Source organism: Yoonia sp. MH D7 (assembly GCF_054439475.1).
The window spans coordinates 585,376-610,719 of sequence record NZ_JBTJCF010000001.1; the positions used below are offsets into that span (position 1 = coordinate 585,376).

Annotated in this window: 24 protein-coding genes, 1 tRNA gene and 3 pseudogenes; 10 read left to right on the top strand and 18 right to left on the bottom strand. The window is 55.3% G+C overall.

What is annotated here, in order from left to right:
- Nucleotides 1–81: 81 nt before the first annotated feature.
- Together ACXLHR_RS02845 and ACXLHR_RS02850 are read left to right on the top strand one after the other, a co-directional pair.
- Entirely contained in the window at nt 82–405 is a 324-nt protein-coding gene (locus ACXLHR_RS02845; protein WP_458790029.1) for a 2Fe-2S iron-sulfur cluster-binding protein, read from the top strand.
- The gene (locus ACXLHR_RS02850; protein WP_458790030.1) at nt 405–1,133 is read left to right on the top strand and encodes an FG-GAP repeat domain-containing protein; all 729 of its coding nucleotides are present in this window, start codon (nt 405–407) and stop codon (nt 1,131–1,133) included. The genes ACXLHR_RS02845 and ACXLHR_RS02850 overlap by 1 nt, the downstream gene beginning before the upstream one ends.
- Here ACXLHR_RS02850 and ACXLHR_RS02855 read toward each other — a convergent pair.
- Nucleotides 1,130–3,001, bottom strand: coding sequence for a cation:proton antiporter domain-containing protein (locus tag ACXLHR_RS02855; protein ID WP_458790031.1), 1,872 nt, complete (start codon nt 2,999–3,001; stop codon nt 1,130–1,132). The two genes, ACXLHR_RS02850 and ACXLHR_RS02855, sit on opposite strands and share 4 nt — an antisense overlap.
- 44 nt (nt 3,002–3,045) lie before the next feature.
- Nucleotides 3,046–5,394, bottom strand: coding sequence for a hypothetical protein (locus tag ACXLHR_RS02860; RefSeq protein ID WP_458790032.1), 2,349 nt, complete (start codon nt 5,392–5,394; stop codon nt 3,046–3,048).
- Between the two features lie 163 nt (nt 5,395–5,557).
- Here ACXLHR_RS02860 and ACXLHR_RS02865 point away from each other — a divergent pair, with 163 nt between their 5' ends.
- Nucleotides 5,558–6,265: an SIMPL domain-containing protein gene (locus tag ACXLHR_RS02865; RefSeq protein WP_458790033.1), complete on the top strand. Its 708-nt coding sequence runs from the start codon at nt 5,558–5,560 to the stop codon at nt 6,263–6,265.
- A gap of 37 nt (nt 6,266–6,302) precedes the next feature.
- Here the strand turns inward: ACXLHR_RS02865 and ACXLHR_RS02870 are convergent, their stop codons facing one another.
- The 6 genes from ACXLHR_RS02870 to ACXLHR_RS02895 form a co-directional block, all read right to left on the bottom strand.
- Nucleotides 6,303–7,595, bottom strand: coding sequence for an O-acetylhomoserine aminocarboxypropyltransferase/cysteine synthase family protein (locus ACXLHR_RS02870; protein ID WP_458790034.1), 1,293 nt, complete (start codon nt 7,593–7,595; stop codon nt 6,303–6,305).
- Nucleotides 7,596–7,855: 260 nt separating this feature from the next.
- Nucleotides 7,856–8,857 (bottom strand): hypothetical protein, encoded by a 1,002-nt coding sequence (locus tag ACXLHR_RS02875; RefSeq protein ID WP_458790035.1) that lies wholly within the window; start codon nt 8,855–8,857, stop codon nt 7,856–7,858.
- Nucleotides 8,858–9,416: 559 nt separating this feature from the next.
- Nucleotides 9,417–10,094: a type 1 glutamine amidotransferase domain-containing protein gene (locus ACXLHR_RS02880; RefSeq protein ID WP_458790036.1), complete on the bottom strand. Its 678-nt coding sequence runs from the start codon at nt 10,092–10,094 to the stop codon at nt 9,417–9,419.
- 11 nt (nt 10,095–10,105) lie between these two features.
- Nucleotides 10,106–11,140 (bottom strand): NADP-dependent oxidoreductase, encoded by a 1,035-nt coding sequence (locus tag ACXLHR_RS02885; protein ID WP_458790037.1) that lies wholly within the window; start codon nt 11,138–11,140, stop codon nt 10,106–10,108.
- Nucleotides 11,141–11,153: 13 nt separating this feature from the next.
- Nucleotides 11,154–12,311, bottom strand: coding sequence for an iron-containing alcohol dehydrogenase (locus tag ACXLHR_RS02890; RefSeq protein ID WP_458790038.1), 1,158 nt, complete (start codon nt 12,309–12,311; stop codon nt 11,154–11,156).
- Between the two features lie 130 nt (nt 12,312–12,441).
- Nucleotides 12,442–13,032, bottom strand: coding sequence for a TetR/AcrR family transcriptional regulator (locus ACXLHR_RS02895; RefSeq protein WP_458790039.1), 591 nt, complete (start codon nt 13,030–13,032; stop codon nt 12,442–12,444).
- A 196-nt stretch (nt 13,033–13,228) separates the two neighbouring features.
- Between ACXLHR_RS02895 and ACXLHR_RS02900 the strand changes: the two are divergent.
- From ACXLHR_RS02900 to ACXLHR_RS02910, 3 genes and pseudogenes are all read left to right on the top strand, one after another.
- A pseudogene (locus ACXLHR_RS02900) lies at nt 13,229–14,254 on the top strand (IS3 family transposase); the annotation flags it as partial.
- Between the two features lie 194 nt (nt 14,255–14,448).
- Nucleotides 14,449–15,501, top strand: a complete 1,053-nt coding sequence (locus ACXLHR_RS02905; protein WP_458790040.1) for an IS110 family RNA-guided transposase — start codon at nt 14,449–14,451, stop codon at nt 15,499–15,501.
- A gap of 16 nt (nt 15,502–15,517) precedes the next feature.
- A pseudogene (locus tag ACXLHR_RS02910) lies at nt 15,518–15,702 on the top strand (IS3 family transposase); the annotation flags it as partial.
- Between the two features lie 337 nt (nt 15,703–16,039).
- Here the strand turns inward: ACXLHR_RS02910 and ACXLHR_RS02915 are convergent.
- The 6 genes and pseudogenes from ACXLHR_RS02915 to ACXLHR_RS02940 form a co-directional block, all read right to left on the bottom strand.
- The gene (locus tag ACXLHR_RS02915) at nt 16,040–16,588 is read right to left on the bottom strand and encodes a redoxin family protein (RefSeq protein ID WP_458792458.1); all 549 of its coding nucleotides are present in this window, start codon (nt 16,586–16,588) and stop codon (nt 16,040–16,042) included.
- A gap of 207 nt (nt 16,589–16,795) precedes the next feature.
- On the bottom strand, nt 16,796–16,987 hold the full coding sequence (locus tag ACXLHR_RS02920; protein ID WP_458792459.1) for a DUF815 domain-containing protein: 192 nt from the start codon (nt 16,985–16,987) through the stop codon (nt 16,796–16,798).
- 195 nt (nt 16,988–17,182) lie between these two features.
- Nucleotides 17,183–18,315 (bottom strand): IS3 family transposase gene (locus ACXLHR_RS02925; RefSeq protein WP_458789667.1). Its coding sequence is split into 2 segments (ribosomal slippage): nt 17,183–18,036 and nt 18,036–18,315, totalling 1,134 coding nucleotides; the frame shifts between segments, so codons are not numbered across the junction.
- Between the two features lie 54 nt (nt 18,316–18,369).
- Nucleotides 18,370–18,899: pseudogene (locus ACXLHR_RS02930) on the bottom strand (transposase); the annotation flags it as partial.
- A 48-nt stretch (nt 18,900–18,947) separates the two neighbouring features.
- The gene (locus ACXLHR_RS02935) at nt 18,948–19,664 is read right to left on the bottom strand and encodes a hypothetical protein (protein ID WP_458790041.1); all 717 of its coding nucleotides are present in this window, start codon (nt 19,662–19,664) and stop codon (nt 18,948–18,950) included.
- Between the two features lie 524 nt (nt 19,665–20,188).
- Nucleotides 20,189–20,272: transfer RNA gene (locus tag ACXLHR_RS02940), tRNA-Tyr, on the bottom strand.
- A 144-nt stretch (nt 20,273–20,416) separates the two neighbouring features.
- On the opposite strand from ACXLHR_RS02940, the gene rlmB reads away from it, so the two are divergent.
- A complete protein-coding gene (gene rlmB / locus ACXLHR_RS02945) occupies nt 20,417–21,202 on the top strand; it encodes a 23S rRNA (guanosine(2251)-2'-O)-methyltransferase RlmB (protein ID WP_458790042.1) in 786 nt (261 codons plus the stop codon).
- Between the two features lie 307 nt (nt 21,203–21,509).
- Nucleotides 21,510–21,953, top strand: a complete 444-nt coding sequence (locus ACXLHR_RS02950; protein WP_458790043.1) for a CoA-binding protein — start codon at nt 21,510–21,512, stop codon at nt 21,951–21,953.
- Here the strand turns inward: ACXLHR_RS02950 and ACXLHR_RS02955 are convergent.
- Nucleotides 21,950–22,261, bottom strand: coding sequence for a phosphoribosyl-ATP diphosphatase (locus tag ACXLHR_RS02955; RefSeq protein WP_458792460.1), 312 nt, complete (start codon nt 22,259–22,261; stop codon nt 21,950–21,952). The genes ACXLHR_RS02950 and ACXLHR_RS02955 overlap by 4 nt on opposite strands.
- On the bottom strand, nt 22,255–23,016 hold the full coding sequence (gene hisF, locus ACXLHR_RS02960) for an imidazole glycerol phosphate synthase subunit HisF (protein WP_458790044.1): 762 nt from the start codon (nt 23,014–23,016) through the stop codon (nt 22,255–22,257). Before hisF ends, ACXLHR_RS02955 begins: the two co-directional genes overlap by 7 nt.
- A gap of 79 nt (nt 23,017–23,095) precedes the next feature.
- Here hisF and ACXLHR_RS02965 point away from each other — a divergent pair, with 79 nt between their 5' ends.
- A complete protein-coding gene (locus tag ACXLHR_RS02965; protein WP_458790045.1) occupies nt 23,096–23,539 on the top strand; it encodes a DUF302 domain-containing protein in 444 nt (147 codons plus the stop codon).
- Here ACXLHR_RS02965 and hisA read toward each other — a convergent pair.
- Nucleotides 23,536–24,255, bottom strand: coding sequence for a 1-(5-phosphoribosyl)-5-[(5-phosphoribosylamino)methylideneamino]imidazole-4-carboxamide isomerase (gene hisA / locus ACXLHR_RS02970; RefSeq protein ID WP_458790046.1), 720 nt, complete (start codon nt 24,253–24,255; stop codon nt 23,536–23,538). The genes ACXLHR_RS02965 and hisA overlap by 4 nt on opposite strands.
- A 137-nt stretch (nt 24,256–24,392) precedes the next feature.
- Here hisA and ACXLHR_RS02975 point away from each other — a divergent pair, with 137 nt between their 5' ends.
- Nucleotides 24,393–24,779, top strand: coding sequence for a DUF2147 domain-containing protein (locus ACXLHR_RS02975; protein ID WP_458792461.1), 387 nt, complete (start codon nt 24,393–24,395; stop codon nt 24,777–24,779).
- A gap of 37 nt (nt 24,780–24,816) precedes the next feature.
- Here the strand turns inward: ACXLHR_RS02975 and ACXLHR_RS02980 are convergent, their stop codons facing one another.
- Entirely contained in the window at nt 24,817–25,329 is a 513-nt protein-coding gene (locus ACXLHR_RS02980; protein ID WP_458790047.1) for a transglycosylase SLT domain-containing protein, read from the bottom strand.
- Nucleotides 25,330–25,344 lie beyond the last annotated feature (15 nt).

Here is a 25,344-nt window from a genome sequence, read left to right on the forward strand (position 1 = left end):
CAGTTTTGGGGTGGTCTGCCGCGCGCCCTATGGTTAGAAATGCCGCAAGTTTGTAAGTCTTGTGAAAAGGGAGCCATCGAGATGGCCAAAATTACCTATGTAGAACACGGCGGCAAAGAGCACGTTGTAGATGTCGCCAACGGCATGACCGTCATGGAAGGCGCGCGCGACAACGGCATTCCAGGGATCGAAGCTGATTGCGGCGGCGCATGTGCCTGCTCGACTTGCCACGTTTATGTGGACGACGCCTGGGTGGAAAAGCTGACGCCAAAAGACGCGATGGAAGAAGATATGCTCGACTTTGCCTATCAGCCGGACGCGACAAAGTCCCGCCTGACGTGCCAGATCAAGGTGACTGACGCACTGGACGGGTTGCGTGTGCAGATGCCAGAAAAGCAAATTTAATGCGTATGGCGGCCACGGTCTGCTGGCTTGCTCTGACGGGGGCAGGGCAGGCTGAAACAATCGTGGCCGCTGAGTATACCGAGCCGACCTCGCGCTATGCCCACGGCGTGTTGGGCGATACGATTGAACATGCGGGGCTGCGCGTCACACTTGAGAGCGGCGAAACGCGCGACGTGTTTTGGCCAGATACGCTTGTGTTCGAGGATACCGCCCCCCGCCTTGTCGATATGGACCTTGATGGCGCGCCCGAAGTGATCACCGTCGAGAGCCACGAATACTTTGGCGCGCGGCTTGCGATCTGGGGGCTTGACGCCAACAACGCGCTGGTCGCCAAAGCCACCACCGAATTTATCGGCGCACCCTACCGCTGGCTTGCCGTGGCAGGGGCGGCTGATCTGGACGGGGACGGATACGTCGAGATTGCCTATATCGACAGGCCCCATCTGACAAAGATACTGACGATTTATCGTTATCTGCCGCAGCCCGACGGCAGCGCACAGCTATCGCTCGTAGGGACCAAACCCGATCTGACCAACCACCGGATCGGCGAGCGTGATATCGGTGGCGGCATCCGTAGCTGTGACGGAACTATCGAGGTCATCACCGCTAGCGGCGACTGGACCCGTATCATGGCCACATCACTTGAAAACGATACGCTCACCACACGCGATACTGGCCCGCATTTTGGCCGCGCATCGCTTGATAACGCCTTGTCCTGCGCCAGTTAACCGCCAGTCTCTTTCTTGTGCTGACGGGTGCCAAGTGCTGTTTCAAGATCGTTATTCAGCTTCTTGGACTGTGCGACATATTCGGCATTATCCGCAAGCGAGATCCCCGGCTTCCATAACTTCGCCAACTCGCGCACCGCCGCACGGTCATGCTCGTAAAACAAGGTTTCGGCCTCGGCTGCCTCGAAATTTGTCAGTCCAAGGTTCTCTAATGCATACCGACCTGCCCGCAACGAGCCATCAAACATCTCGCGCACAATGTCGTTGGCACCCGCAGCGTATAGCTCGTAGACATGCACGCGGTCATGGGCGCGGGCGATAATATGCAAATCAGGACGGGCTTTGCGGGCATAAGTCACCAATTTGACCGCTGATGCTTTATCATCAATCGCAACCACCAGCACACGGGCCTCGTCCAATCCCGCTGCCGCCAGCAAATCAGGACGGGTCGGATCACCAAAGAAGCCGCGAAATCCGAAGGTGCGCATCATCTGCACGGTCTGCAAATCATTATCGATCACCACCGTGCTAAATCCCGCAGATTGCAACAAGCGGTTCACAATCTGCCCAAAACGCCCGATACCGGCGATTAGCACGGTGCCTTGCGCGTCGACTTCATCATCATCGGGTCCGCTGCTGTGGGCAACCCGCTTGCTGAGCTGATCATAGGTGATGAACAACAAAGGCGTGACCAGCATCGACATGGCGATAATCAACAACACCGTCGCCGATACCACCTCGCCCAACACACCTTGTTGCAATGAAAACGACACCAGCACAAAGCCGAATTCGCCCGCTTGGGCCAGACCAAGGGTGAACAACCACCGGTCTTTGCCGTTCATCTTGAACAACAGCGACAGGCCAAACAGCACAACGCCCTTGATTAAAATCACCGCCGCCGTCGCCCCCAGAATAAAACCTGGACTGGCCGCGAGCAATTCAAAATCTATGCCTGCACCTACCGTGATAAAGAACAGACCCAGCAACAGCCCTTTAAACGGCTCAAGGTCGCTTTCCAGCTCGTGTCGGAATTCGGAGTTGGCCAAAACCACACCCGCCAAAAACGTGCCAAGAGCTGGCGAAAGACCCACTAGCGTCATCAGCTCGGCAATTGAGACCACCATCAACAATGCCAGTGCGGTATACATCTCGCGTAAACGGGCTTGGTGAATATAGCGGAAAATCGGGCGGGTCAAAAACACCCCCACTAGGACAATCGCCACCACCGCGCCCAATGTCACCAAGGTCACACCCCATGCAGGCAATCCGTCAACAAGGCTCATCGCCTCATGTGCGTCAATCGCTTCGCCCGCGCGTTCTAGCGATCCGTCAGGGGCCATTGTCATCGGGCTCGCCACGGCCAACAGCGGCAGCAAGGCCAGCGTCGGGATCACCGCAATATCCTGGGTCAAAAGTACCGAAAATATCGACCGGCCACCGCCTGTTTGCATCAACCCTTTTTCAGCTAAAGTCTGTAAAACAATCGCCGTAGACGACAACGCAAAGATCAGCCCGATCGCCAGCGCGGTTGCCGCATCAAAGTCCAGAAACCAGATCGCTGCCGCCATGATGGCACCCGTGGTCAACAGAATCTGCAACCCGCCCAGCCCGATCAATCGCCTGCGCATGTCCCATAACACGCGCGGCTCCAATTCGAGCCCGATCAAAAACAGCATCATGACAACGCCGAATTCGGCAAAATGCTGGATGTCCTGCGCCTCGTTACCAACCAGCCCCAAGGCCGGCCCGATAATAATACCTGCCGTCAGATACCCCAGCACAGACCCAAGCCCCAAACGGGCAGCAAGTGGGACGGCAATAATCGCCGCGCCTAAATAAATCGTCGCCTGAAGTAGTATTGTTTCCATGCGCCATCTATCCGCTGCATGGATGGTAAAATCAACCGAAACGACTAGCTGTTTGGCAGTTGGATCGCGATTGTACGGCCACGTTTGACGTAATTGAGCGCACTGTCACCGATTGCTGAAACCTGTCCACCATCAAGCTCGCTGCCGACTTGCACTTTGACATAGCGGCCATTGCCCAGCCGGACCAAGGCGCGGCGATCGCTCGGGCGTCCGTAAACACCAATCAGATTGACATCGCGTAGTTTGATTGCGTTTTGCAAGGTCGCGGCCGTGGCCACACCACCCGGCACGGCGCCCGACGATTGCGCAGGGGCGTTGGATACTGCCTGCGTTGGTGCTTGTGCCGGCGCTTGCTGGCTTGCAACCTGTTGTTGCGGCGCGGGTTGCTGACGTGCGGCCTGCTGTGCTGCCAGATCGGTAGCGCGGCTTACAACACGGGCAAAATTACGCGGACGTGGGTCGGGGCGCGGCGAGGCACGTACAGCCCGCGCCGTTGCATTTACATAGGGGCTTGGCGGGGCGGCGGCAGTAATGGCCGCAACAACATCGGTAATATCGGGCACCGCAGGGGCGGCAGGTTCGGGCGCGTCTTCTGCTTCGGGCTCTGGCACGGTTGCGGGCGCAAGCCCCTCAGGGCGCACTCTGGGACGCTCACCTGCAAGGGTGGGATCAGCAAAAGCGGTTTGCTCACCCTCTTGAACCGCGTCGTCGGCTTCTGCTGACACTTCAGGCAAAGCGGCATTGGCCGGGCGCAACGGCGGCACTTTGGACGGACGCCCTGCAATCAAAACAACACCCTCGGGGGCGACCAACGCATCATCGACAATTGCGGACATAGCTGCCGCGGCCGCCTGCGGGCGCAACGGCGGGCGTTTGGACGGAGGACCGGAAAAGACCACTGCACCCTGCGGGGTCACTGCGCCTTGCGATGTCGCGAGGATAAATCCGTCAGCGTCACGTTGAAAATCGGTGCCTGGTGCGGGCGGATTGATCGGGGCAATCAACGCTGGATCAGGGCTCATAGTGGAAATGGTCGGCATAACGGGCATGGCAAGGGCGGCCAGCGTCGGCTCGGGTTGTGGCAAGGGGGCAGTTAACGTCTCGGTGCGCGGCTCTAACGGCAGGCGCGGCGCACGCTGCCACACGCCGGTCGCGGCATAAATTTGCTCGGCCTCGGCAGGGCTCAACACGTGGCCTTGCTCATTGGTGGTAACCTGCGGTTGTGCATCGGGTGTCGGCGACGGGTCTGCTGCCGCTGCGGGCGGTGTTGGCTCGACCTGCGCTGCAGCGGCCGCCACCTGTGGTGTGGCAGGCGGGGCCACCGTTTCGGTCGTCTCGATCCCACCCGTAGACGACCCGAACCACCCTGCCAGATCCTCCTCGGTCAACGATGACGCCCAAAGTGCGACCAAGGCCATCACAATCAACAAGATCGCCGTCAGGATCAGCCCCAGAAAACGTGGTTTCCCGCGTTTCACCTTGGGCTGCTTTGTCGCGGGTTCTTTGGTTGCATGCTCGCGTGGTGCAGGCACGTCGCGTCGGTCAACGTCTATCGCGGGTGATTTGCGGCGCGACGCAAATCCGCCAGACGCGGCCAGATCCTCGGCGCGCGGGGCCGCAAGCACCATTTTTGCGTCACCCGTCACCGCAGGGGCCACAACAAGCTCCGGCGCTTTTGCATCGACAGGCTTTGCAGGAGGTGGCGGAATACCTGTGTCAGGATTGGCCAGCTGTGGTCCGACCACATCGCCCGTCGGCACCGCCAGAACCGGCCCGACCTTTTCAGGATCAACCATGCGTGGCAGCGGCGTGAATATGTCTAACTCACCGGTGTCCTCATCCTCGACCTCGTCAACCACATCCGCCGGAAACTTGGCATGGCCCACAACAACAACCGCCGCACTATCGCGTGCAACCGGACCGGATGCGCCCTTGGCCGGACCAAAGAAAACCTCGCCCGAAAACATGTCACGCTCGGCAATCGCTGCAAAACTCTGCGGTGCAAAATCATACTGCGTGGCGAAGGCTTCCGCCTCTTCCAGCGTCTCGCGAGCAACAGCGGCAATAAACGTCCGCCCGCCGCTGCGGTCGAAATCGATCACCAGCTCGTTCACCGCATAAGGCGTCGCATCCTTGAGCGCAGTTTGCACATCAGCAAGGCTCGTCAGGGTGGTTTCCAAGGTGATATACTTGATCTGTTCGTTAGGAATCAGAAGTTTAGTCCGCACCCCGCTTGGGGACAGACGCATCGCATCTTCGCGCAATTTCGCCAGCGCCGCACCCAGATCGGGAACATCCACAGACGTATTGCCGACGAGAAGCCAGCCGTCATCTGCACGTTGCAGCAGCTGAATTCCGTCCGAAGAGAGCGAGAGTGCAAAGTTTACTGTCATTCACATGCTCTATCATGTTGGTGTAATGGGGCAAAACAGGTTTCACCCGGCAAGGGCAGCCTATAGCAATAATCCGCCAAATCCAACTCTTTGCGGATGCGCGCCCAAGGATTGGCAGGCACACTACGTCTAACCTGTGAATGATCAGAAAAGGACGATCAAGATGACATCTATAATACGACATTTCTCGGCGGCACTATGCATGGGCAGCCTTTGGGCAGGGGCCGCAATGGCCGAGGGGGGCCAGCCGCAAATCAACGTCACTGGCACCGGCATGGTTTTAGCGACCCCCGATATGGCGCGTGTCACGCTAGGGGTCAGTCAGGACGCAGATACCGCAGCGGCGGCGCTTGACGCAATGAGCGCGTCGATGGAGGCTGTCTTGGCGCAGTTACGTGACGCCAGTATCGCGCCCGAGCACGTGCAAACCAGCAATCTGCGCATCGACCAGCGGTACTCCGATTACGTTGACGGACAGACACGCAAGGTGATCGGCTACACCGCCGCATCGGATGTGCAGGTGCAGGTGTTCGACCTTGAAAATCTCGGGGTGGTTCTTGATGCAGCGGTGCGTGACGGGGCCAACCAGATGAACGGTCTGAGTTTTGACGTGGCTGACCGTGCGCCCTTCCTGACTGCCGCCCGCCAAGCCGCAGTGGCCGACGCGCGCGCCAAAGCAGAGGTCTATTCAACCGCCGCAGGCACAACCCTCGGCCCGATCATGCTGCTTTCGGAAGGCGTGAACGCTCATTCGCCGATGCCAAAGATGGCGGAAATGTCATTTGACGCTGCGCGAAGCGCCGTGCCCGTCGCCGCAGGAGAGTTAGAAATTTCCGCAACTTTGACAATGATCTGGGAATTGGAACAGTAAACGGCCCCACGTTTCCGCGGGGCCGTACATTGCGCGATCAGGCAGAGGCTTTGGCCAGTGCCTGATCCAGATCGGCGATCAAGTCTTCAACAGTCTCGATCCCGATCGACAGGCGCACAATACTCGGCCCCGCACCCGCGGCCTCTTGCTGTGCGGTTTCCAACTGACGGTGGGTTGTGCTGGCAGGGTGAATGACCAGACTGCGGGTATCGCCCAAGTTAGCGACATGGCTGAAAATTTCCAGACTTTCGACCAGCTTGACGCACGCATCATAGCCGCCTTTCACCGCAATCGTGAACAACGCGCCTGCGCCCTTGGGGCAAATCTGTGGCACAAGTTTCTTATATGGCGAACTGTCGAGCCCCGCATAAGTCACATAATCCACACGCGGATCATTCTCCAACCACGCAGCCACTTTTTGCGCATTCTCGACATGACGCTGCATCCGCAGCGACAGGGTCTCTATCCCCATCAAGGTATAATGCGCCGCCTGCGGGTTCATCGTCATACCCAAGTCGCGCAGACCAATCGCGATGCCGTGGAACGTAAATGCCATCGGGCCAAAGGTCTCGGCGAAAACCGTGCCGTGATATGCTGGTTCCGGCTGTGACAGGCTTGGAAACTTGTCGTTTTGGGTCCAGTCAAACTTGCCGCTATCTACCACACAGCCACCCATCACGGTGCCGTTTCCGGTCAGATATTTGGTAGTCGAATGCACCACCAAAGTGGCCCCATGCGCAATCGGATTGCACAGGTACGGCGTCGCCGTGGTGTTATCAACAATCAACGGGATCCCTGCGGCATCAGCAATCTTGGCCAAGCCATCAATATCGGCAATATGCCCGCCCGGATTGGCAATCGTCTCGCAGAAAATCGCGCGGGTATTATCATCAATCGCCGCTTCGACAGCTGCCGCGTCATCAATATCCACAAACGTCGCCGACCAACCAAAACGCTTGATCGTCTGGCTGAACTGCGTGATCGTCCCACCATAAAGACGGCTCGACACCACAACATTCAGGCCCGGACCCATCAACGGAAACAATGCCATCAGCTGCGCCGCATGACCCGACGAGCAGCAAACGCCCCCCACGCCACCTTCCAACGTGGCAATGCGTTCTTGTAATGCCGCAATCGTTGGATTGGTCAGACGCGAATAAATGTAGCCGACTTCCTGAAGGTTAAACAGTTTCGCCGCATGATCCGCATCGCGAAACACATAAGCGGTTGTCTGATAAATCGGGACCTGGCGTGCACCTGTTGTAGGGTCAGGGCGTGCGCCCGCATGAACTTGCAGAGTATCAAAGCCCAGTTTTTGTGATTCACTCATCGGATTGTTCCTTTTGAAATTGGTTGTGCCATGTCTAAATGCAATCGCATCGGCACTCAACGCCCTTCCTCCACCCCTCGCACCAGAAATCCGGCCCTGCGGATTAACACGAGGGTCAATGAGACGATTCGTTGAAGCAGGACTATGATCTTGAAATGTGCTGCGCCTTTAAACTTGGACCAAACACACCCACACCTTTTAATGACCTCGCCCGCGTCCCAACCAATGCGCTCAACGCCGCTTTATGGCACGTCCTTAGCCTACCGCTCCCAAAACCCTGCGGCTTTGATCTTGTTGCGGATCTGCTGCTCGCGCGGGGGCAGGTCGCTGCGATCGAACAATGCGCGCACTTTTCGGCCGCGCCCCTGATAAATCATGCGCTTGTATGGCTCATACATTTTGAGCCATTTCTTGATCTTATTGGGTGCCGCCACTTTTTCCATCATCGCCACAGCGGCCTCTGTTTCACGGGCATAAAACAGCGGAAGAACGCGGTAATGGCAGCTCACATCACCGTCCAGACCACTTAATGCGGGGGCAGGGCGACCGCCGCCAAAGCTATGGATCACCAAAGGCAAAACCACCTGATCCAGCCATGGATCTAGCGACTGGATCGCCAGTTCCTCGGGCCTGTCATCGCGCACCGCCAGCGCATATTCCAAGAACCGCGCACCAAACGCCGCAGGGTCCGCACCAAAGAACCAGCCCGCGTTAAAATACAAATACCGCTGCCAATAGTCATCGGGCTGCGACAGATCGAGCGTGCTTTCGAACTCCAGTCCGAATTTGTCATATAGCGACTTCCAAATCGCGGTATAGCCGGGCCAATACAGCTCTTCCTCAGGCCAAGTGCCCTCACGTTTCATCGACGCGGCAGGAGCGTCAAAATCAAACGGAACGCTGTCCAGATCGCCCATGATCAACGTATCGGTGTCAAAAAACACAAACGGTTCGCCAGCGGGCATCGCACTTAAACCCTCTATTTTGTTGCCATAAGGGTAACGATGGCCAAAATGCTTGCTCTCGAACGGCGCAATCTCTGCACCCATGCCGGTCAAAACATCCTTGATCTCGGCGCTCATTGTAGGGTCGTTGTCCCACAACGGTCCGGCCTGCGGTTCCACCACAATCATACGCCCGCGAAAATCGGGCGAATTCTCACGCAAACTGGCCACAAACAAAACCGCCTCGTATTGAAGCCTGCCTGCCTGTCCAACGATCATAATGTTGAAAGCTGGCGTTTGGATCTGTGTTCGCGCCATTTTTGCCTGTCCCGCGTAAGTGTTTCGGCGACTATAAGGACCAATTTCACAATGCAAAACCCGCTGTCACGGTTTGCAATCACAAGGCTTGCAGAATTCACACGATTGATGTGGACGGACGATCCCGGAACGCCCGCCATTATGATTTGTGCCTATAAACGAACTACTTGACCCAGCGCGAGTTACGATTTGTCTCACACCCGTGCCTCTCTTGATCGTCCAATACCATTGCATTGCATAGAAGGGGCAGAGAGCTACCATTCGCTGCGGATGCGACCTAAATCGGGCAACTTGGATAAAGCGGACGCTCGGGGCTGCGCACCAGTCTTTTCGATCTGATTTTATCGCCTCGCCACAACGGCGTATCCATCGGATTCCGTTTGATACGGTTAGGTCTCATCAGGCAGAGGCCCGTTTTGACCCCACACATAAACATATATCAGGTCAATCTGGACGTTGATGAAAGTACTCAGTTGGCGCCAAATAAATTTGAAAGACGCATCGAAACAAGCTGCGGCGCAGAAATTTGCGCCACAGCTTTTATCTGTAGACGTCCAGCTTACCCTAGTAACGCCAGAAGTTCCTGTGCTGCAGGCGCCGAAGACGCAGGGTTTTGGCCAGTGATCAGCTTGCCATCGCGCAGCACGAAGATTGCCCAATCAGCGCCCTTTTCATAGGTGCCGCCATTTGCCTTCAGCATATCCCCGACCAAGAAAGGCACGACGTTCGTAAGGCCAACCGCGTCTTCTTCGGTATTGGTAAAGCCAGTGACGCGGCGCCCAGATACCAACGGCTTGCCGTCGGTGCCATTTGTGTGGCGGAATACAGCGGGTGCGTGACACACCGCGCCGATTGGCAGGTCAGCCGCTGCAAAAGCTTCGATCAAGCGCTTGCTGTCGGCGTCTTCGGCAAGGTCCCAAAGCGGGCCGTGGCCACCCGGATAAAATACCGCGTCAAAGCCAGCCTCGGACACGTCCGAAAGCTTGAGCGTTGTTGCCAAATGCTTTTGCGCTTCTGCATCATCCTTAAAACGGCGTGTATCATCAGTTTGTGCGCCGTCTTCGTCGCTCGTTGGATCAATGGGTGGCTGGCCGCCCTTTGGCGATGCAAGTGTGATCTCTGCGCCCGCGTCCTTGAATACGTAGTAAGGGGCTGCAAACTCTTCGAGCCAGAAGCCGGTCTTTTTGCCTGTATCGCCCAGTTGGTCGTGCGATGTGAGAACCATTAAAATTTTCATGTTTTCATCTTTCATTTATGGCCAACGCGGATCACGCGCTTGCCGAAGTTTTCGCCGTTCAAAAGCCCAACAAAGGCCTCTGGTGCGTTTTCCAAGCCGTCGATGATCTCTTCGCGGTATTTGATTTTGCCCGCAGTAATCCACGCGGACATTTCCTTGGCGAAGTCAGAATAGAGATGCCCGAAATCGTCAAAAATGATGAAACCTTGGACCTTGATCTTTTTGCGCAAGATCTGACCCATAAGCCAATTCATGCGGTCGGGGCCGCTGGGCAATTCGGTTGCGTTATATTGCGAGACTAACCCGCAAACCGGCATCCGTGCGTTAGGGTTCAACAATGGTATCACGGCATCCAGTACCTTGCCGCCAACATTCTCAAAATAGACATCGATACCGTCAGGGGTCGCTTTGCCCAACTGATCAGCGAAGTCATCGCCCTTGTGGTCAATGCAAGCATCAAAGCCCAGCTCATCCACCGCATAGACGCATTTGTCGGGTCCACCTGCGATACCGACCACGCGACAGCCTAACAGTTTCCCTATCTGACCGACGGTGGCACCAACAGGCCCTGTCGCGGCAGCGACAACAATCGTTTCGCCCGCCTTTGGCGCACCAATCCGTGTCAAACCTGCCCATGCCGTAAAGCCAGGCATCCCGAGAATACCAAGCGCCCATGACGGGTGATCCGGCGTTTTGCCAAGATTGGTCACGCCTGTCCCGTCCGAAACGGCATAATCCTGCCAGCCATTAAAGCTCAGCACATAATCGCCCTCTGCAAACCCGTCGACATTGGACGTGACGACCTGCCCAACGGTGCCACCAACCATCACGCCACCAATCTCAACAGGTGCAGCATAGGATGGCGCGTCACTCATGCGCCCACGCATGTAAGGATCAAGCGAAAGAAATTCGGTGCGAAGCAGCATCTGATCTGCGCCAGCCGTTGGGATCGCTGTTTCAACCAAATTTAACGTATCTTTGGTCGGTTCTCCCTGAGGCCGCGTGGCCAAAACAAGCTGCCGATTTGTTGTTGTAGTCTGTGTCATAAACTAAGTCCTTTTAAAGCGCGGCGTTAAGAATGCGGCGTGCGACAACTGGTGTAATCGCTTGATGTTCACCGAGTGCGGTCATGCCATGGCTTTCGAGAGCCGCAACAATCAAATCTATATCGGGCGCGCCCATGCCGTAGTCACTCAGGCGTGTATCGATACCGATCGTGTGGAAAAACGCGCGGGTTGCTTCAATCGCGGCATCAATGCGCGCGTCATCATCGCCGTCACGAATGTTCCAAACATTGGCCGCATATTGCAGAAGTTTTTCACGTTTCGGACCACGTTGGTCCTGCATCAACGCAGGAAGGACAACCGCCAAAGTACGGGCGTGATCTGTGTCGTTTAGCGCGGTGATTTCATGCCCGATCATATGGCTTGCCCAATCTTGCGGGACGCCTGCGCCAATAAGACCGTTTAAGGCAAGCGTCGCCGTCCACATAAGGTTAGCGCGAATATCGTAATCATCTGGTGTCGCGAGTGCCTTGGGACCAAGCTCGATCAGAGTGCGCAAAAGCGTCTCGGCAAAACCGTCTTGGACAGACGCGGCAACGGGGTAGGTCAGATACTGCTCAATAATATGCACAAAGGCATCAGCGACGCCATTGGCGATCTGACGCGGCGGCAGCGTATAGGTCAGCTCGGGGTCGAGGACCGAGAATACAGGATAACAATGCTTGCTCCTAAAGGGCAGTTTTGCACCCTTTTCGGCGTGCGTGATAACCGAGGCGGGGTTCATCTCGGACGCTGTTGCAGGCAACGTCAGAACAGTACCAAATGGCATCGCCGATGTCACAACGCCGCCCATTGATGTCAAGATATCCCATGCATCACCGTTATACTGCGAAGCCGCAGCGATGAATTTTGTCGCATCAATGACGGACCCACCGCCGACCGCCAAAAGAAAGGTCAGGTCGTTTTTTTTGATCACGTCCACGGCCTTAATGGCGGTAGCAAAGCGTGGGTTTGGCTCGATGCCACTGAATTCAACCACTGTCCGACTGCCTAGCGCCTCGCGAACCTGCGCCAAAACACCAGTGCGCTCTGCGCTCCCGCCACCGTAAAGAAGCAAAACTTTGGCTTCTGCTGGAATCTGGGCATCAAGGTCCGCAATGCGGCCTTTTCCGAAAATAATATGCGTCGGATTGTGCAGGTCGAAATTGTTCATCGGGTCGTTTCCTTTGATTGGTGCTAGCGGACAACGTCAACGTTGCCGCGTAGTGTTGGTTCCATCGTACCGGTCCCATCACAGAGATATGTAATTAGACCGGTCGACTATTGTTAGGGTGAAAGTTGTATTAGGCAGGCCTGATTGTTTCAGCCGTCGATTTGACGGCGATATCCAAGGGTCTGCTATCTTGCGTTAATCCCGCGACAAGGCTGGCGCCGAGCCATTGAAAATAGACCGACTGGGCGACCCCACACGGATCTTGGAGCGGCGCAATTGATCCGTCGGCGATGCCTTCTTCTATCGTTTGCGTCAGGCTTGCGATGATATCTGCTACGCCCTGCTCTAGAATTTTACTCATATCTACGGATAGGTCGGCCACCTCGGCAGAAAGTTTCACCACAAGGCAGCGATCCTGAAGGTTTGATCCGGTTTGCTTATCAAACCAGCCTTCAAAATAACGTAGCAAACGCGTACGCGCATCCATCTTTCGATTGAACAGCGTATCGTCCAGACCTACGATATACTGCGCAACGAAGTCTTCGAGAAGGGCACAGCCGTAGGCTTCTTTTGAAGCGAAGTAATGATAGAACGAGCCTTTTGGCACCTCCGCCGCTTTCAGCAACTCACTCAGGCCGACGCCAGAATACCCATGCCGCGCCGTGAGGCTTCGCCCAACGGATAGAATATGACTGCGTGTGTCTTTAGTTTGAGTGTCCATGGTGGTCATTTAGGATCAATTAGACTGGTCGTCTAGTGGCAAGCGAACATTTTTTTCACCTTTGAAACCACACATACATTTTGCAATGATCCAGCCTAAAGCAGCGCTATAGCTTCTTCATAGATCCATTGACTGGACCTGTCGCGGTTTGATGCCGCTCCTTTGATAGCATTTACTGCAATAAAGGAGATTGGCTATGGGACTGAAACGGACGGACGAATTCCGCCAAGATGCGGTGCGCATCGCGCTGACCAGTGGGCTGACACGCAAGCAAGTGGCTGGCGATCTTAGCGTCGGGATGTCGACGCTGAACAAATGGATCACGGCACATCGAGACACAGAGGTGGTGTCGAAAGAAGAGTTGGGACTGGCTCAAGAGAATGACCGCCTCCGGCGCGAGAACCGTATTCTCAAGGAGGAGCGGTAAATCTTAAAAAAGGCCACGGTGCGCCGACCGCAGGGTATTGCGCAGCAATGTCCCGAGAGGGATCTTTGCAAGCCAAAAGCCGTGAGGTTTAAGTTTATCGAAGAACACCGATCTGCATTTTCTGTTGGCCGGATGTGCCATGTTATGAATGTCAGCCCGCGTGGTCTGCGTGCGTTTCGCACTCGGCCTGCAAGCCGTAGGCAACGGTCTGATATGGTGACTTTGGCCCACATAAAGGAACAATCTCGTCTCAGCCTTGGCAGCTATGGCAGGCCGCGCATGACTGAGGAATTGAAAGAGATTGGCCTGGATATTGGCCATCGTCGCGTGGGCCGATTGATGCGCCAGAACGGCATATCCGTCATTAGAACCCGCAAACATAAGGCGACAACCACTGCCCGGCAGGCGATTGCAAAGCAATCTGCCGAGAGGGGGACAGCAATCATAAGTTCAACATTGCGCCAAACCTGCTGGATCGTAACTTCACGGCTGATCAACCAAACCAGAAATGGGCCGGTGACATCACGTATATCCGGACGCGCGAAGGATGGCTGTATCTCGCTGTAATACTGGACCTGCATTCAAGGCGCGTGATCGGTTGGGCGGTGAGCAACAGGATGAAGCGGGACCTGGCGATCTGGGCATTGAACATGGCCATCGCCTTCCGAGCGCCGCCAAAGGGCTGCATCCATCACACGGATCGCGGGTCGCAATACTGTTCGCACGACTATCAAAAAATCCTGAGACAGCACGGCTTCAAAGTGTCCATGAGCGGCAAAGGGTAATTGCTATGACTGTGAGTATGGTATTGCGGCTTGATGGCCTGACCCATGCTACGATTGACTGCGTGTCATTGCGTTGACGTGTCGACCGTCAAGTCGCCCCGGCAACGGGCGAGATGTGACTTTATAGGAGCCTGACGGTCAGCGTACCATCACAGTCCTGTCCCCTCGGATCGGTGCCTGGGCATTCTTAGCAATGAGGGCATCATGAAGACTACACATCCAATCATTATTGGCATCGACACACACAAAGCAACACATGTTGCCGTCGCAATCGATACGCAAGGCACCCGTTTGGCCGCATTATCTATACCCACCAATCCCAAAGGGTATTTGGAGCTGGAACGCTGGTCGCAGTCTTTTGGGGACGTTCTAGCATTCGGAATCGAAGGGACTGGTTCGTATGGTGCGGGCCTATCCCGGTCTTTGTTGGCTCAAGGCCACAATGTCATTGAGGTCACACGACCAAACCGACAGCTGCGATACACGCAAGGTAAAACAGACAGTTTGGACGCAGAGGGCGCTGCACGATCCGTTCTTTCTGGGCAGGCAACAGCGCGACCCAAGACACAAACAGGGTCATCCGAAATGATCAGACATTTGAAGATTGCACGCGATACTGGCGTTAAATCACGCTCACAGGCGATGGTAACGCTGAAGACGTTGATCATTAATGCACCTGCTGATCTTCGGGAGGCACTGGATCCAATTCGAGGGAAAGTCGCGTTGATCCGGCATATTGCGGCCTTTCGGCCTGGCGATATCGACACGCCATTGGCCTCAGCAAAAGCCGCCATGCGGGCATTGGCGCGCCGGTGGCTGTGGCTGCATGAAGAAATTATTGCCCACGACAAGGAACTGGAACGCCTTGTCACCGAACGCGCACCAGACCTGATGGTATCTCATGGGATAGCAACACTGACAATCGCAGAGATGCTAATCCTCGTTGGCGACGACCCAACGCGCATCCGTTCGGAAGCAGCATTGGCAAAGCTCTGCGGTGTTTGCCCAATCCCAGCTTCCAGCGGCAAAACACACCGCTTCCGGTTAAACAGAGGCGGCAATCGACAGGCCAACGCAGCACTCTATCGTGTTGCTATCGTTAGAATGCGAAGCCACCAACCGACACTTGCATATGTCAAGAAACGCACGAAAGACGGGAAGAGCAAAAGCGAGATAATTCGATGCCTGAAACGCTACATCGTCCGCGAAATCTACAGCCAGCTCTGTGTATCGAAAACAGATCAAATCGCAACTTGACGAATATAGGAGCTTCAATGCGGTTGTCGAAACGTTCTTCAAAACCATCAAAGCGGAATTGATCTGGCGCGATACATGGGAAACCCGCAGAAAGGCTGAGATGCCATCTTCGAATACATCAACGGGTTCTACAATCCGCGACGCCGCCACTCAGCATTGGGTTGGAAAAGCCCGGTCGCCTTCGAACGCAAGGTGGCTTAAACGAGCACTTGGGGCGGCACGAAAGCGCGACAGCTCCATTGATTATTCAAGCCAGAACAAGACGGTTGCTACGGCTGACAGGAAGACCATCGGGCTTTGTAATAAACGGTTGCTACCTTGAGAGCTTATCAAAGGCGCCGCAAACGCATTGGGATTGCACGGATATCTTGTGGTTGAGACGGGGCATGTAACGCTGGATATAAGCGTGCCGGATGCCCCGTCTCTAGAGGTCATGACCGATGCCAATAGTGTTTGAAGTTGTGGCTCAACCATTGGCAACCCTGCGAAACTTGGCGATCAAAGAATCGCCCCGCGCGTAACGGCGTGTCTACAGTTTCTACGCAGCTTTTTCTTTACGACCGTCGCGCAACCACTGCAGGACTGCTTCGGGCGTTGAGGCTTCGTAGGGATCGCTCTCTGCGTTGTCACAAATGCCAGCCTCTTCAAACCAGCCTTCGACGAGACTGTCTGCTATCACCGCCGCATAACGCCATGAGCGTAGCCCAAATCCCAAATTATCCTTGCGGACCAGCATGCCAAGACGGCGCGTAAAGTCCCCGGAACCATCAGGGATCATCTTAATGTTTTTAAGTTTTAGGTGATCCGCCCATTGCTTCATCACGAAGGCATCGTTGACGGATACGCAATAGATTGCGTCAATTCCCTGCTCTTTGAAGGTCTCGGCCAGCTCATCAAAAGCGGGCAACTGACGATTCGAGCATGTTGGCGTAAATGCGCCGGGCAATCCGATTAACAACACGCGCTTTCCCGAGAACAAATCTTTGGACGTCCGGTCACTCCAGCGATAGGGGTTTTCGCCACCAATCGCCTCGTCGCGCACGCGTGTTTTGAAGGTTGCGTTTGGAAGAGGTGTGCCCGTTTTCATATCATATTTCCTTAAAGTCTTGTTGAGCTTAGCAGCCTGCTGCTGCAAGCCGATGTGATCGGTTGGGGGGGACCGGATTAATCCTATCCAATGCCAGCCTCTACTTATTCCAGGCCGGTGGGTCAAGGATACGGATCAGTGCCTTTTTCCCACCGCGCAAGACAAAGTTGTCAACCGGACCGTACAAAGGCATGATGCGGTTGTGCATCATCGCGGGGTCGCCATTTGAGTGGCAACATGTCGGGCAAACTGAGCAGCCACCCGCCCGGATCGTGCGCCACGTTGTCGTGCCCAATTATCGGCCTCCCGGGCAAGCTCTTCTTCATCCATGCTGCTTACAAGCTCACCCAGATGGCCACGCACCATTTCCATGTAGTCGTCCGAAGCGGCGTTATCTATAGACTAGCTTATACTTAGCGTTATCTAGTCATATACCTTTTTCATCGGGTTAGAAGTGTTTTGAAGATGAAGCGTGCCTGTTAAACTAAAATACCTACTTAGCTATACAATGGCCTAAAGCGCGAACTTGTTTATAGAGGTGGTCCTAGATTTTAGACCAGTTTACATCCTTGTTAAGGTGGATCTGGGTTTTATTTAGGCTGCTAATCTCATTGGTTCTGTTTTGCTGACATAGGCCTCATCTGGGGTCAATATGCCGTGAGTTGAATGCGGGCGCTCAGAGTTGTAATACGTCAGCCATTTGCCGATCCCAGCCCGCATTTCCGAGCCTGTCTCAAAGGCATTCAAATAGACGCATTCATACTTCAACGATCGCCAGAGCCTTTCGATCATGCGATTGTCGCGCCATGCGCCTTTTCCGTCCATGCTGATCTTGATGTCTGCGTCGACCAGCACGTCGATCCAAGCGCCGCTGGTAAATTGGCTGCCCTGATCGGTGTTGAAGATTTCCGGCGTGCCGTGCTTGGCGAGCGCCTCTTTCAAAGCCTCGACGCAAAAGTCTGCATCCATACTGTTGGACAGCCGCCACGAAAGCACTTTGCGGCTGTGCCAATCCATGATCGCCACGAGATACAGGAAGCCGCGTCGCATCGGTATGTAGGTAATATCTGCGCACCAAACCTGATTTGGGCGGTCAATTGCCGCATTCCTCAGCAAGTAAGGCCAGATCTTGTGATGCGGATGCTTTTTACTTGTGTTGGGCTCCTGATAGATCGGAACCAGACGCATAAGCCGCATCAAGCGCCGGATCCGGTGGCGGCCACATTGGTGATTGTTGCGCTTCATGTACCGGGCCATCTGACGCGATCCATACCAAGGCGTTTCCAGGAACTGTTTGTCGATGATTTCCATGAACCGCAGGTTCTCAGCGCTCTCGCCGACGGGCTGGTAGTAAAGCCGCGAACGCGACAACTGCAATAGTTCGCACTGTTTACGCATGCTTAACTTATGATCTCGGCTCACCATTTTTTGCCTCGCATCCCGAGCAACTGCTGCGAGGCATCCGCCAAAAAATCTCGCTCCACAACAAGCTGACCTATCTTGGAATGCAGCTTGTCGACGTCAACGGCACTTACCCCATCGGGCGCTGAACCTTTGCGCGTAAATGCCGTCGCCATATTCTCTATCGCCGCCCGTTTCCAAGTCCCTATCTGGGTCGGATGAACGCCATATTTTTTGGACAGTTCCGCCATCGACATCTCCTCGCGGATTGCTTCAAGCGCAACCTTGGCTTTGAAATCGGGCGAATGGTTCTTTCGTTTTGTCATTTGGGATCACTTCTTTCGTCATGCGATCCACCTTAACAACTGGTCCGAAAATCCGCGACCACCTCTCTCGGAGCAGGTCTCGCCAGCATCACGTAGATCATCGGCCAGCTTCCGATAGCCATAGACCTTCCCGCTATCTGTCCATGCTTGGTGGATCAGCTCTGTCTGCCGCGCATCTTCAAGCGCGCGTACGCTTAACGGTTCTTTAAGCCATGCATAGAACCCGCTGAAATGCACAGCCAGCACACGACACATCGACCGCACCGAAAACTCCGCACGATGAGCCTCAATAAACGCGTACCTCACTGAGACTTTCGCGCGAAGTACGCGGTCGCCTTTTTTAAGATTGTGCGTTCCTCGGTGACGCGGGCCAGCTCTCGCTTCAACCGTCTGATCTCAGCAGCCTGCTCCGCAACCTCCGATCTGACACGTGGCGACTTCGCAAATTGCGCCTTCCAAGTGTACAGCGACTTGGTGCTTATCCCCAGCCGCTCGGCGACTTCGCTGACCGCATATCCACGCTCAACAACCTGCGCCACAGCGTCCTGTTTGAACTCGTCTGTAAACCGTATTCCTTTGGTCATATCCGTCTCTCCTTGGTTCCAAAATTACCAAGCAAAGCGTCTACAAATCTAGGGGCACCTCAAGTCGTGCACTTCAAGCTGCGCAACTTCATTAAGCCGTGCGCCTGTAAACATTGCAATCAGCGTCACCCACTTGTGCTCATCCTTGCTTACCAAGCCAATAGGGTTTTCGGTCAAATGCCCGAACATCACTTTAAGCTGCGGTGCTTTGAAAGCATCGCGTTGGGATGCCTTGTCACGCTTAACCATACGAAACCGCATACCTTCAAATACGTTGTCCGCAACATAGCCCTGCTCAACGGCCCACTTAAAGAATGACTGAAAGTTGCTCATGTAACCGTTCAATGTGCGAATAGAGGCAATTGGCAGGTTTTCCATCGCTAACATTTTATCGAGAGTGAGTCCCTTGGTAGCTGGGGATTTGTTTCGATTCTTGGGCAGTCTTTGTAGGACGTCCTTTACCGCCCTAGCATTAGCTTTAGTAAATTCAGCAATGTATTTGTTTTTAGTTAGTTGCCCTAGCAATTTTAGTGCATCTCGTTTTTCAGTGACGGTCTTGGCCATCCACAGTCCGGGCCGTTGCCCCTCTAGTATGTGGCTGTCAGCGACGTCGTTTAATCTGTCATTAGGTTTGGTGTCTTCAATATTGTCGCTTGGGGTAGCTAGGGGTTTATTTCCAAGATCAAATTCAGAATAGTTAGCATTATGCGCAAGTGCGGCCTTTGCGCGCTGCAAATAAGCCTTCTGAAAATCGTGAAGGATCAATCGTCGGTCCTCTGGGTTCGGAGTCTCGGCAATACCCTCTTGCTCGCAGAGCTCGCGCAGCAGGCGCTCGTTATCGTCTAGGTATATGTAACTAGAAATGTCTGCTGATCGCTCTCAGCTACTCCTATGACGGCCGTGAGGCCCAATACCCTTTCGTCGCCAATTGGACCGGACTCAGTAACGCGAATCTTGAACTTTGCCAAGCGGTCACGAAAGTGGTTCTGGACGTGCAGCCGAATGTCTGGATACTTCATGGATTGGACAGTTGGCCGCGCCAGCATTGATTGTCCAGCGATGATCAGCAGGCGGGATAGTCGCGATGCAGCGAGTGGGCACCGTGTTCTGAGTGAAAACTTCACATCAGTGTTCTTGCCGTCAGGGTGCAGGCGGCACGGAATCGGCAAACGGAAGTATAAAATGCCGTGTCTTGATATGCTTAAATAAGCTGAATGACGCATGAGATTGTCTCACCAGTTTGTCGCACCGGAAAGCCAAACGTTCTAAGCCACTGATATCAAGTGGAATGGTGGGCGATCCTGGAATCGAACCAGGCGTGCGTCTCCGCGAGAGAGTTACAGTCTCCTGCCACACCTTGCGGCCTATCGCCCAACAAGGGGCTGATTAAACGTGGGGATAGCAGTCGTCAACCGCAAAATGCACAACTTGGCAGCGGTGCTTCACAGGGATGCAAAACTAGGCTATCGCGTGGCTTAAATCGTGGGCTGTCCACGCAGCAAAAAAGGTAAAGTGACATGGAAAAACCAAAGTGGGTGATTGCCAAGGAGCAAGCCAAGCGTGTGGCGGCGAACGAGACTGTCTGGTTGTTCGGGCTTCACGCCGTGCGCGACGCGCTAATGAATCCTGCACGTACCCGTGTCAGGCTGGTGGTGACGCGCAATGCACTGGAAAAACTCGGTGACGCCGTAGCGTTCAGCGGCATGGAACCAGAGGTCTGCGACCCGCGCAAATTCGCAGCCCCCCTTGATCCGCAGTCGGTGCACCAAGGCGCCGCTTTGGAAGTAAAGCCGCTTGACTGGGGCTCGGTCGAGGATATCGCCCTTGGCAAAGGGGCAGGGGACGCGCCTGCGCGGCTTGTGCTGCTGGACCGCGTGACTGATCCGCATAACGTGGGTGCGATTTTGCGCTCTGCGGAAGTATTCGGCGCGCGCGCCGTGATCGCGATGCAGCGCCACGCAGCCCCCGAAACCGGTGCTTTGGCAAAAACCGCAAGTGGCGCGTTAGAGCGTCAACCTTATCTGCGGGTAAGGAATCTGGCGGATACGATGACCTCGCTGAAAGACATGGGTTACTTTGTGATTGGCCTTCATGGCGACGCAGAGATGACGATCGAGCAAGCCGTCGAAGGCAAACGCAACCGCGCCATCGCACTGGTAATGGGCGCGGAAGGACCGGGTTTGCGCGAAAAGACGCTTGAAACCTGTGATGCACTGGTGCGGATTGACGCCGCGGGCGGATTTGGCTCGCTCAACGTCTCGAACGCAGCCGCAGTCGCCCTCTATGCGGCTAAGGGATCATAAACCGACCGGTCGATGGCCGCGTTAAAACTTACGACGTATCGGCAGTGCGGCACCAGAGCCGCTTTGACCGTACGGTTTTTGAAAAGATTCGGAACATCGGTGAACAATATTTTTGAGAGCTATAGCTAACGCCCCGTTCACGTTTTCCTGATCAGCATTGGAAGACGGATACCCCAAGCATAGATCCTTGAGTGGAAGCGCCGTATCGGAACATGCGCGCTTTGACAGATTGTCCCTCGTTCCAAAACTGCGCTCGGGGTGAACCCGAGCGCTTTTTTTCTGCGCTGATAAGGAGTAGCGAGTGAACATGAAGTATAATGATACATTTCTAAGCGAGATTCTGACACGCACGCAGACCATTGCGGTGGTCGGCCTGTCTGCGAATCCGGCCCGTCCGAGCTATGGGGTGGCGCAGTTCATGAAATCCAAAGGCTACCGCGTGATTGGCGTGAACCCTGGACTTGCGGGGCAGGTGATGTTTGACGAACCGGTCTATGCCGATTTGCAAAGCGTACCTGATAACGTTGACATGGTGGATATTTTTCGCCGTTCAGAGGAAGTGCCCGCGATTGTTGATGCCGCGTTGGCCCGCTGGCCGGATTTATCCACAATCTGGATGCAGATTGGTGTGACGCATGACGCAAGCGCACAAGTCGCGCAGGCGCGCGGCGTTGATGTAGTGCAAAATCTATGTCCGAAAATCGAATTTGCGCGACTGTTCGGAGCTGGCCCCAAACCATCGCAAGTTTAACTGCGCGCCGCTTTTTCGGCGATGCCTGATTGCGACTGGCGTTTATCAAGCAGGTCCATCACGTCGGCCAGTGGCACGTCTGCGGCCGCGAGCATGACCATCAGGTGATACAGCACATCTGCGGCCTCAGACGCAAGCGCAGGCTTGTCGCCTTTGACGGCTTCGATGATGGCCTCAATTGATTCTTCACCAAATTTCTCGGCGCATTTTTCGACGCCTTTGGATAACAGTTTTGCGGTCCAGCTGCTGTCCGGGTCTGCGGACTTGCGCGCTTTGATCACGGCTTCAAGATCGTCTAATGTCATGATAACCTCACTGGAATACCTGCGGCGGCCATATGCGCCTTGGCCTGTGCGATGGTGAAGGTGCCAAAATGGAAAATCGAGGCGGCGAGAACGGCAGAAGCATGCCCCTCGGTTACCCCTTCGACGAGGTGATCAAGCGTACCGACCCCACCAGAGGCGATGACGGGGACATGCACAGCGTCAGAAATTGCGCGCGTGAGGGGCAGGTTAAAGCCTGATTTTGTCCCGTCGCGGTCCATCGAGGTCAGCAGAATTTCACCTGCACCTTTTTCCACAACAGTACGCGCAAATTCCACCGCGTCGATGCCGGTGGCGCGCCTGCCGCCATGAGTGAAAATTTCCCATTTGCCCGGTGCCACGGTTTTGGCGTCAATCGCCACCACAATGCACTGGCTGCCAAAACGCATCGCGGCCTCTGCCACGACATTCGGATCGGCGACTGCGGCGGAATTGAAACTCACTTTATCCGCGCCAGCCAACAACAAGTCGCGCACGTCGTGATGCGTGCGCACACCGCCACCGATGGTCAGCGGCATGAAACACTGCTCTGCCGTGCGAGTGGCCAGATCAAACATCGTGCCACGGTTTTCATGGGTCGCTTTGATGTCCAGAAACACCAATTCGTCCGCGCCTGCCGCATTATAGGCAATCGCCTGTTCAACAGGGTCGCCCGCATCGATCAGATCAATAAAATTCACGCCTTTGACGGTGCGCCCTTCGGCGACATCAAGGCAGGGGATGATACGTGTTTTCAACATAATGTGAGGTTTAAGCGGGTTGACTGCAAAGGGGAAGGGGGTGAGTTAATTGGGTGTAACTGTAATGAGGGGATTTTGAATGAAAAATATCGTAATTGCTGGTCTATTGGCTGTGGCAAGCCCTGCGTTGGCAGAAGATGTAGTAAAGACGTCGCCGCTGTCAGTGACAGAAACGATCGACGGTTTGGTTGCAGCGGTTGAGGGTGCGGGCGCTACCGTTTTTGCACGCGTCGATCATGCTGCGGGTGCGGCCTCGGTGGATAAGTCACTGCCAGACGCCCAGCTTTTGATCTTTGGCAACCCTATGCTTGGCACAGACGCGATGGAGCTTGATATCCGTGCAGGTCTGGCGCTGCCATTGCGCGTGCTGGCCTATGCGGATGCTGACGGGACCACACAAATGATGTGGACACCCGCCGAGGATCTGTTTGACGGCCTTGATATCGCCGCTGACGCCGACATTGTGACCAAGGTGAACGGCGCCTTGAACGGCCTGACCGACAAGGCCATCGCGGCTAACTAAGCTTTGAGGGCGGTCAGCGCATCCGAAAGGTTGATCGCCCCATCATATAACGCGCGGCCCGATATTGCGCCCGAGATCACGCCTGTAGCTTTCAACGCAGTCAGATCGGCCATCGACGACACCCCTCCAGATGCAATGACCGGAATGTTGACAGCGCGGGCCAACGCGGCAGTCGCATCGATATTCGGCCCTTTCATCGCGCCATCACGCAGAATGTCGGTGTAGATAATGGCAGAGATGCCCGCGTCTTCAAACTGGCGGGCAAGATCCACCACCTGAATGTCGGTCTCTTCCGCCCAGCCGCGTGTTGCGACAAAGCCGTTGCGCGCATCTAGCCCGACGGCCACTTTTCCCGGAAATTCGCGGGCGGCTTCGCGCACCAGATCGGGGTTTTCGACTGCAACCGTGCCAAGGATAACCCGCGCCAGCCCTTTGTCGATCCAGCGTTCAATTGTGGCCATGTCGCGGATGCCGCCGCCAAGTTGCGCGGGCACCTTGCAGGCTTTCAAAATCGCCTCAACAGGGGCGGCGTTCACCGGCTCACCCGCAAACGCACCGTTCAGATCAACCAAATGCAGCCACTCGCAGCCAGCCGCCACAAATTCAAGCGCTTGTGCCGCAGGATCGTCGTTAAACACGGTGGTCTGGTCCATATCACCATGCACAAGGCGCACGGCATTGCCGTCTTTGAGGTCAATCGCAGGGTATAGGATCATGGCAGGACTACCTTATTATGTGGGTTGCTGCGTTTATGCATGTGCTGTGCCGAATTGCAACGGACCCAACGTCAGACTTGATTGGAATCGCATGCACCGCGCAGGATATCGTATCACTTAGGGAGAGAGACCAAATGATGAGAATTCTGAAGACAGCGGTCGCGTTAGTGGTGCTCGCGACACCTGCACTGGCCGATCCTGCGGAGGGTATCTGGCAGACTGAAGTCGATGACGGCTCGTTTGCCCATGTCACCGTTGCGCCCTGCGGCGCAGCCTATTGTGGCACGATCACCCGCACATTCCAGAATGGCGGCACGGAATACGAGTCTGAAAACAAGGGCAAACAGATTGTGATCAGCATGGTGCCAGCAGGTGACGGCAGCTACGAAGGCCAGGTCTGGCGTCCGTCCAATAACAAAACCTACGTCGGCAAAATGTCTGTTTCGGGCAATGCACTGACACTTAAGGGCTGCGTTGCGGGCGGCTTGATCTGTGCGGCGCAAGGCTGGGCGCGGGTTCAGTAACCAATCGTTGGCCCTGATCCCGTGCGGTTTGGGGCCTTTATCCGGCCCGTAGGCCCGTCTCGACCAACATCCCCTGACGCTTGGCCTCGTAGTAATAGCCGCGTGCATACCAGCCCACTGCAGTCGCCTCGTTGCCGTCCGACAAAAGCCATGCGCCGCGCAGATATTTACCTGCCCACATGAGGTTGGTTTCAGCGTTCAGCAGATCGCTATCCTTGCCCCGAAATCCCATGCCCCGCGCTGTGGCGGGCAAAACCTGCATCAAGCCGTAATATGGTCCACTGCGCGCATGTGCACGGTAATCGCTTTCGCGTTGAATAACGCGGTGCAAAAGCGAGGCAGGGATGCCATGAATTTTTGCATATTTATTGACCAGCACGCGCATCTCGGCGGTTTCACCCGGATAAAGCGCCGGCTGGTTTCCCAACCCACGATAGTTGCTTTCGGCAAAGCTGGCAGAGACAATAGTCGGCTGGCTCGGGGTCGTTGCACAGGCAGAAAGCGCGGCGCAAAGACCAATTACAAAAATCGCAGGGCGGTAAACAGGCATGAGGGAACCAAAAGT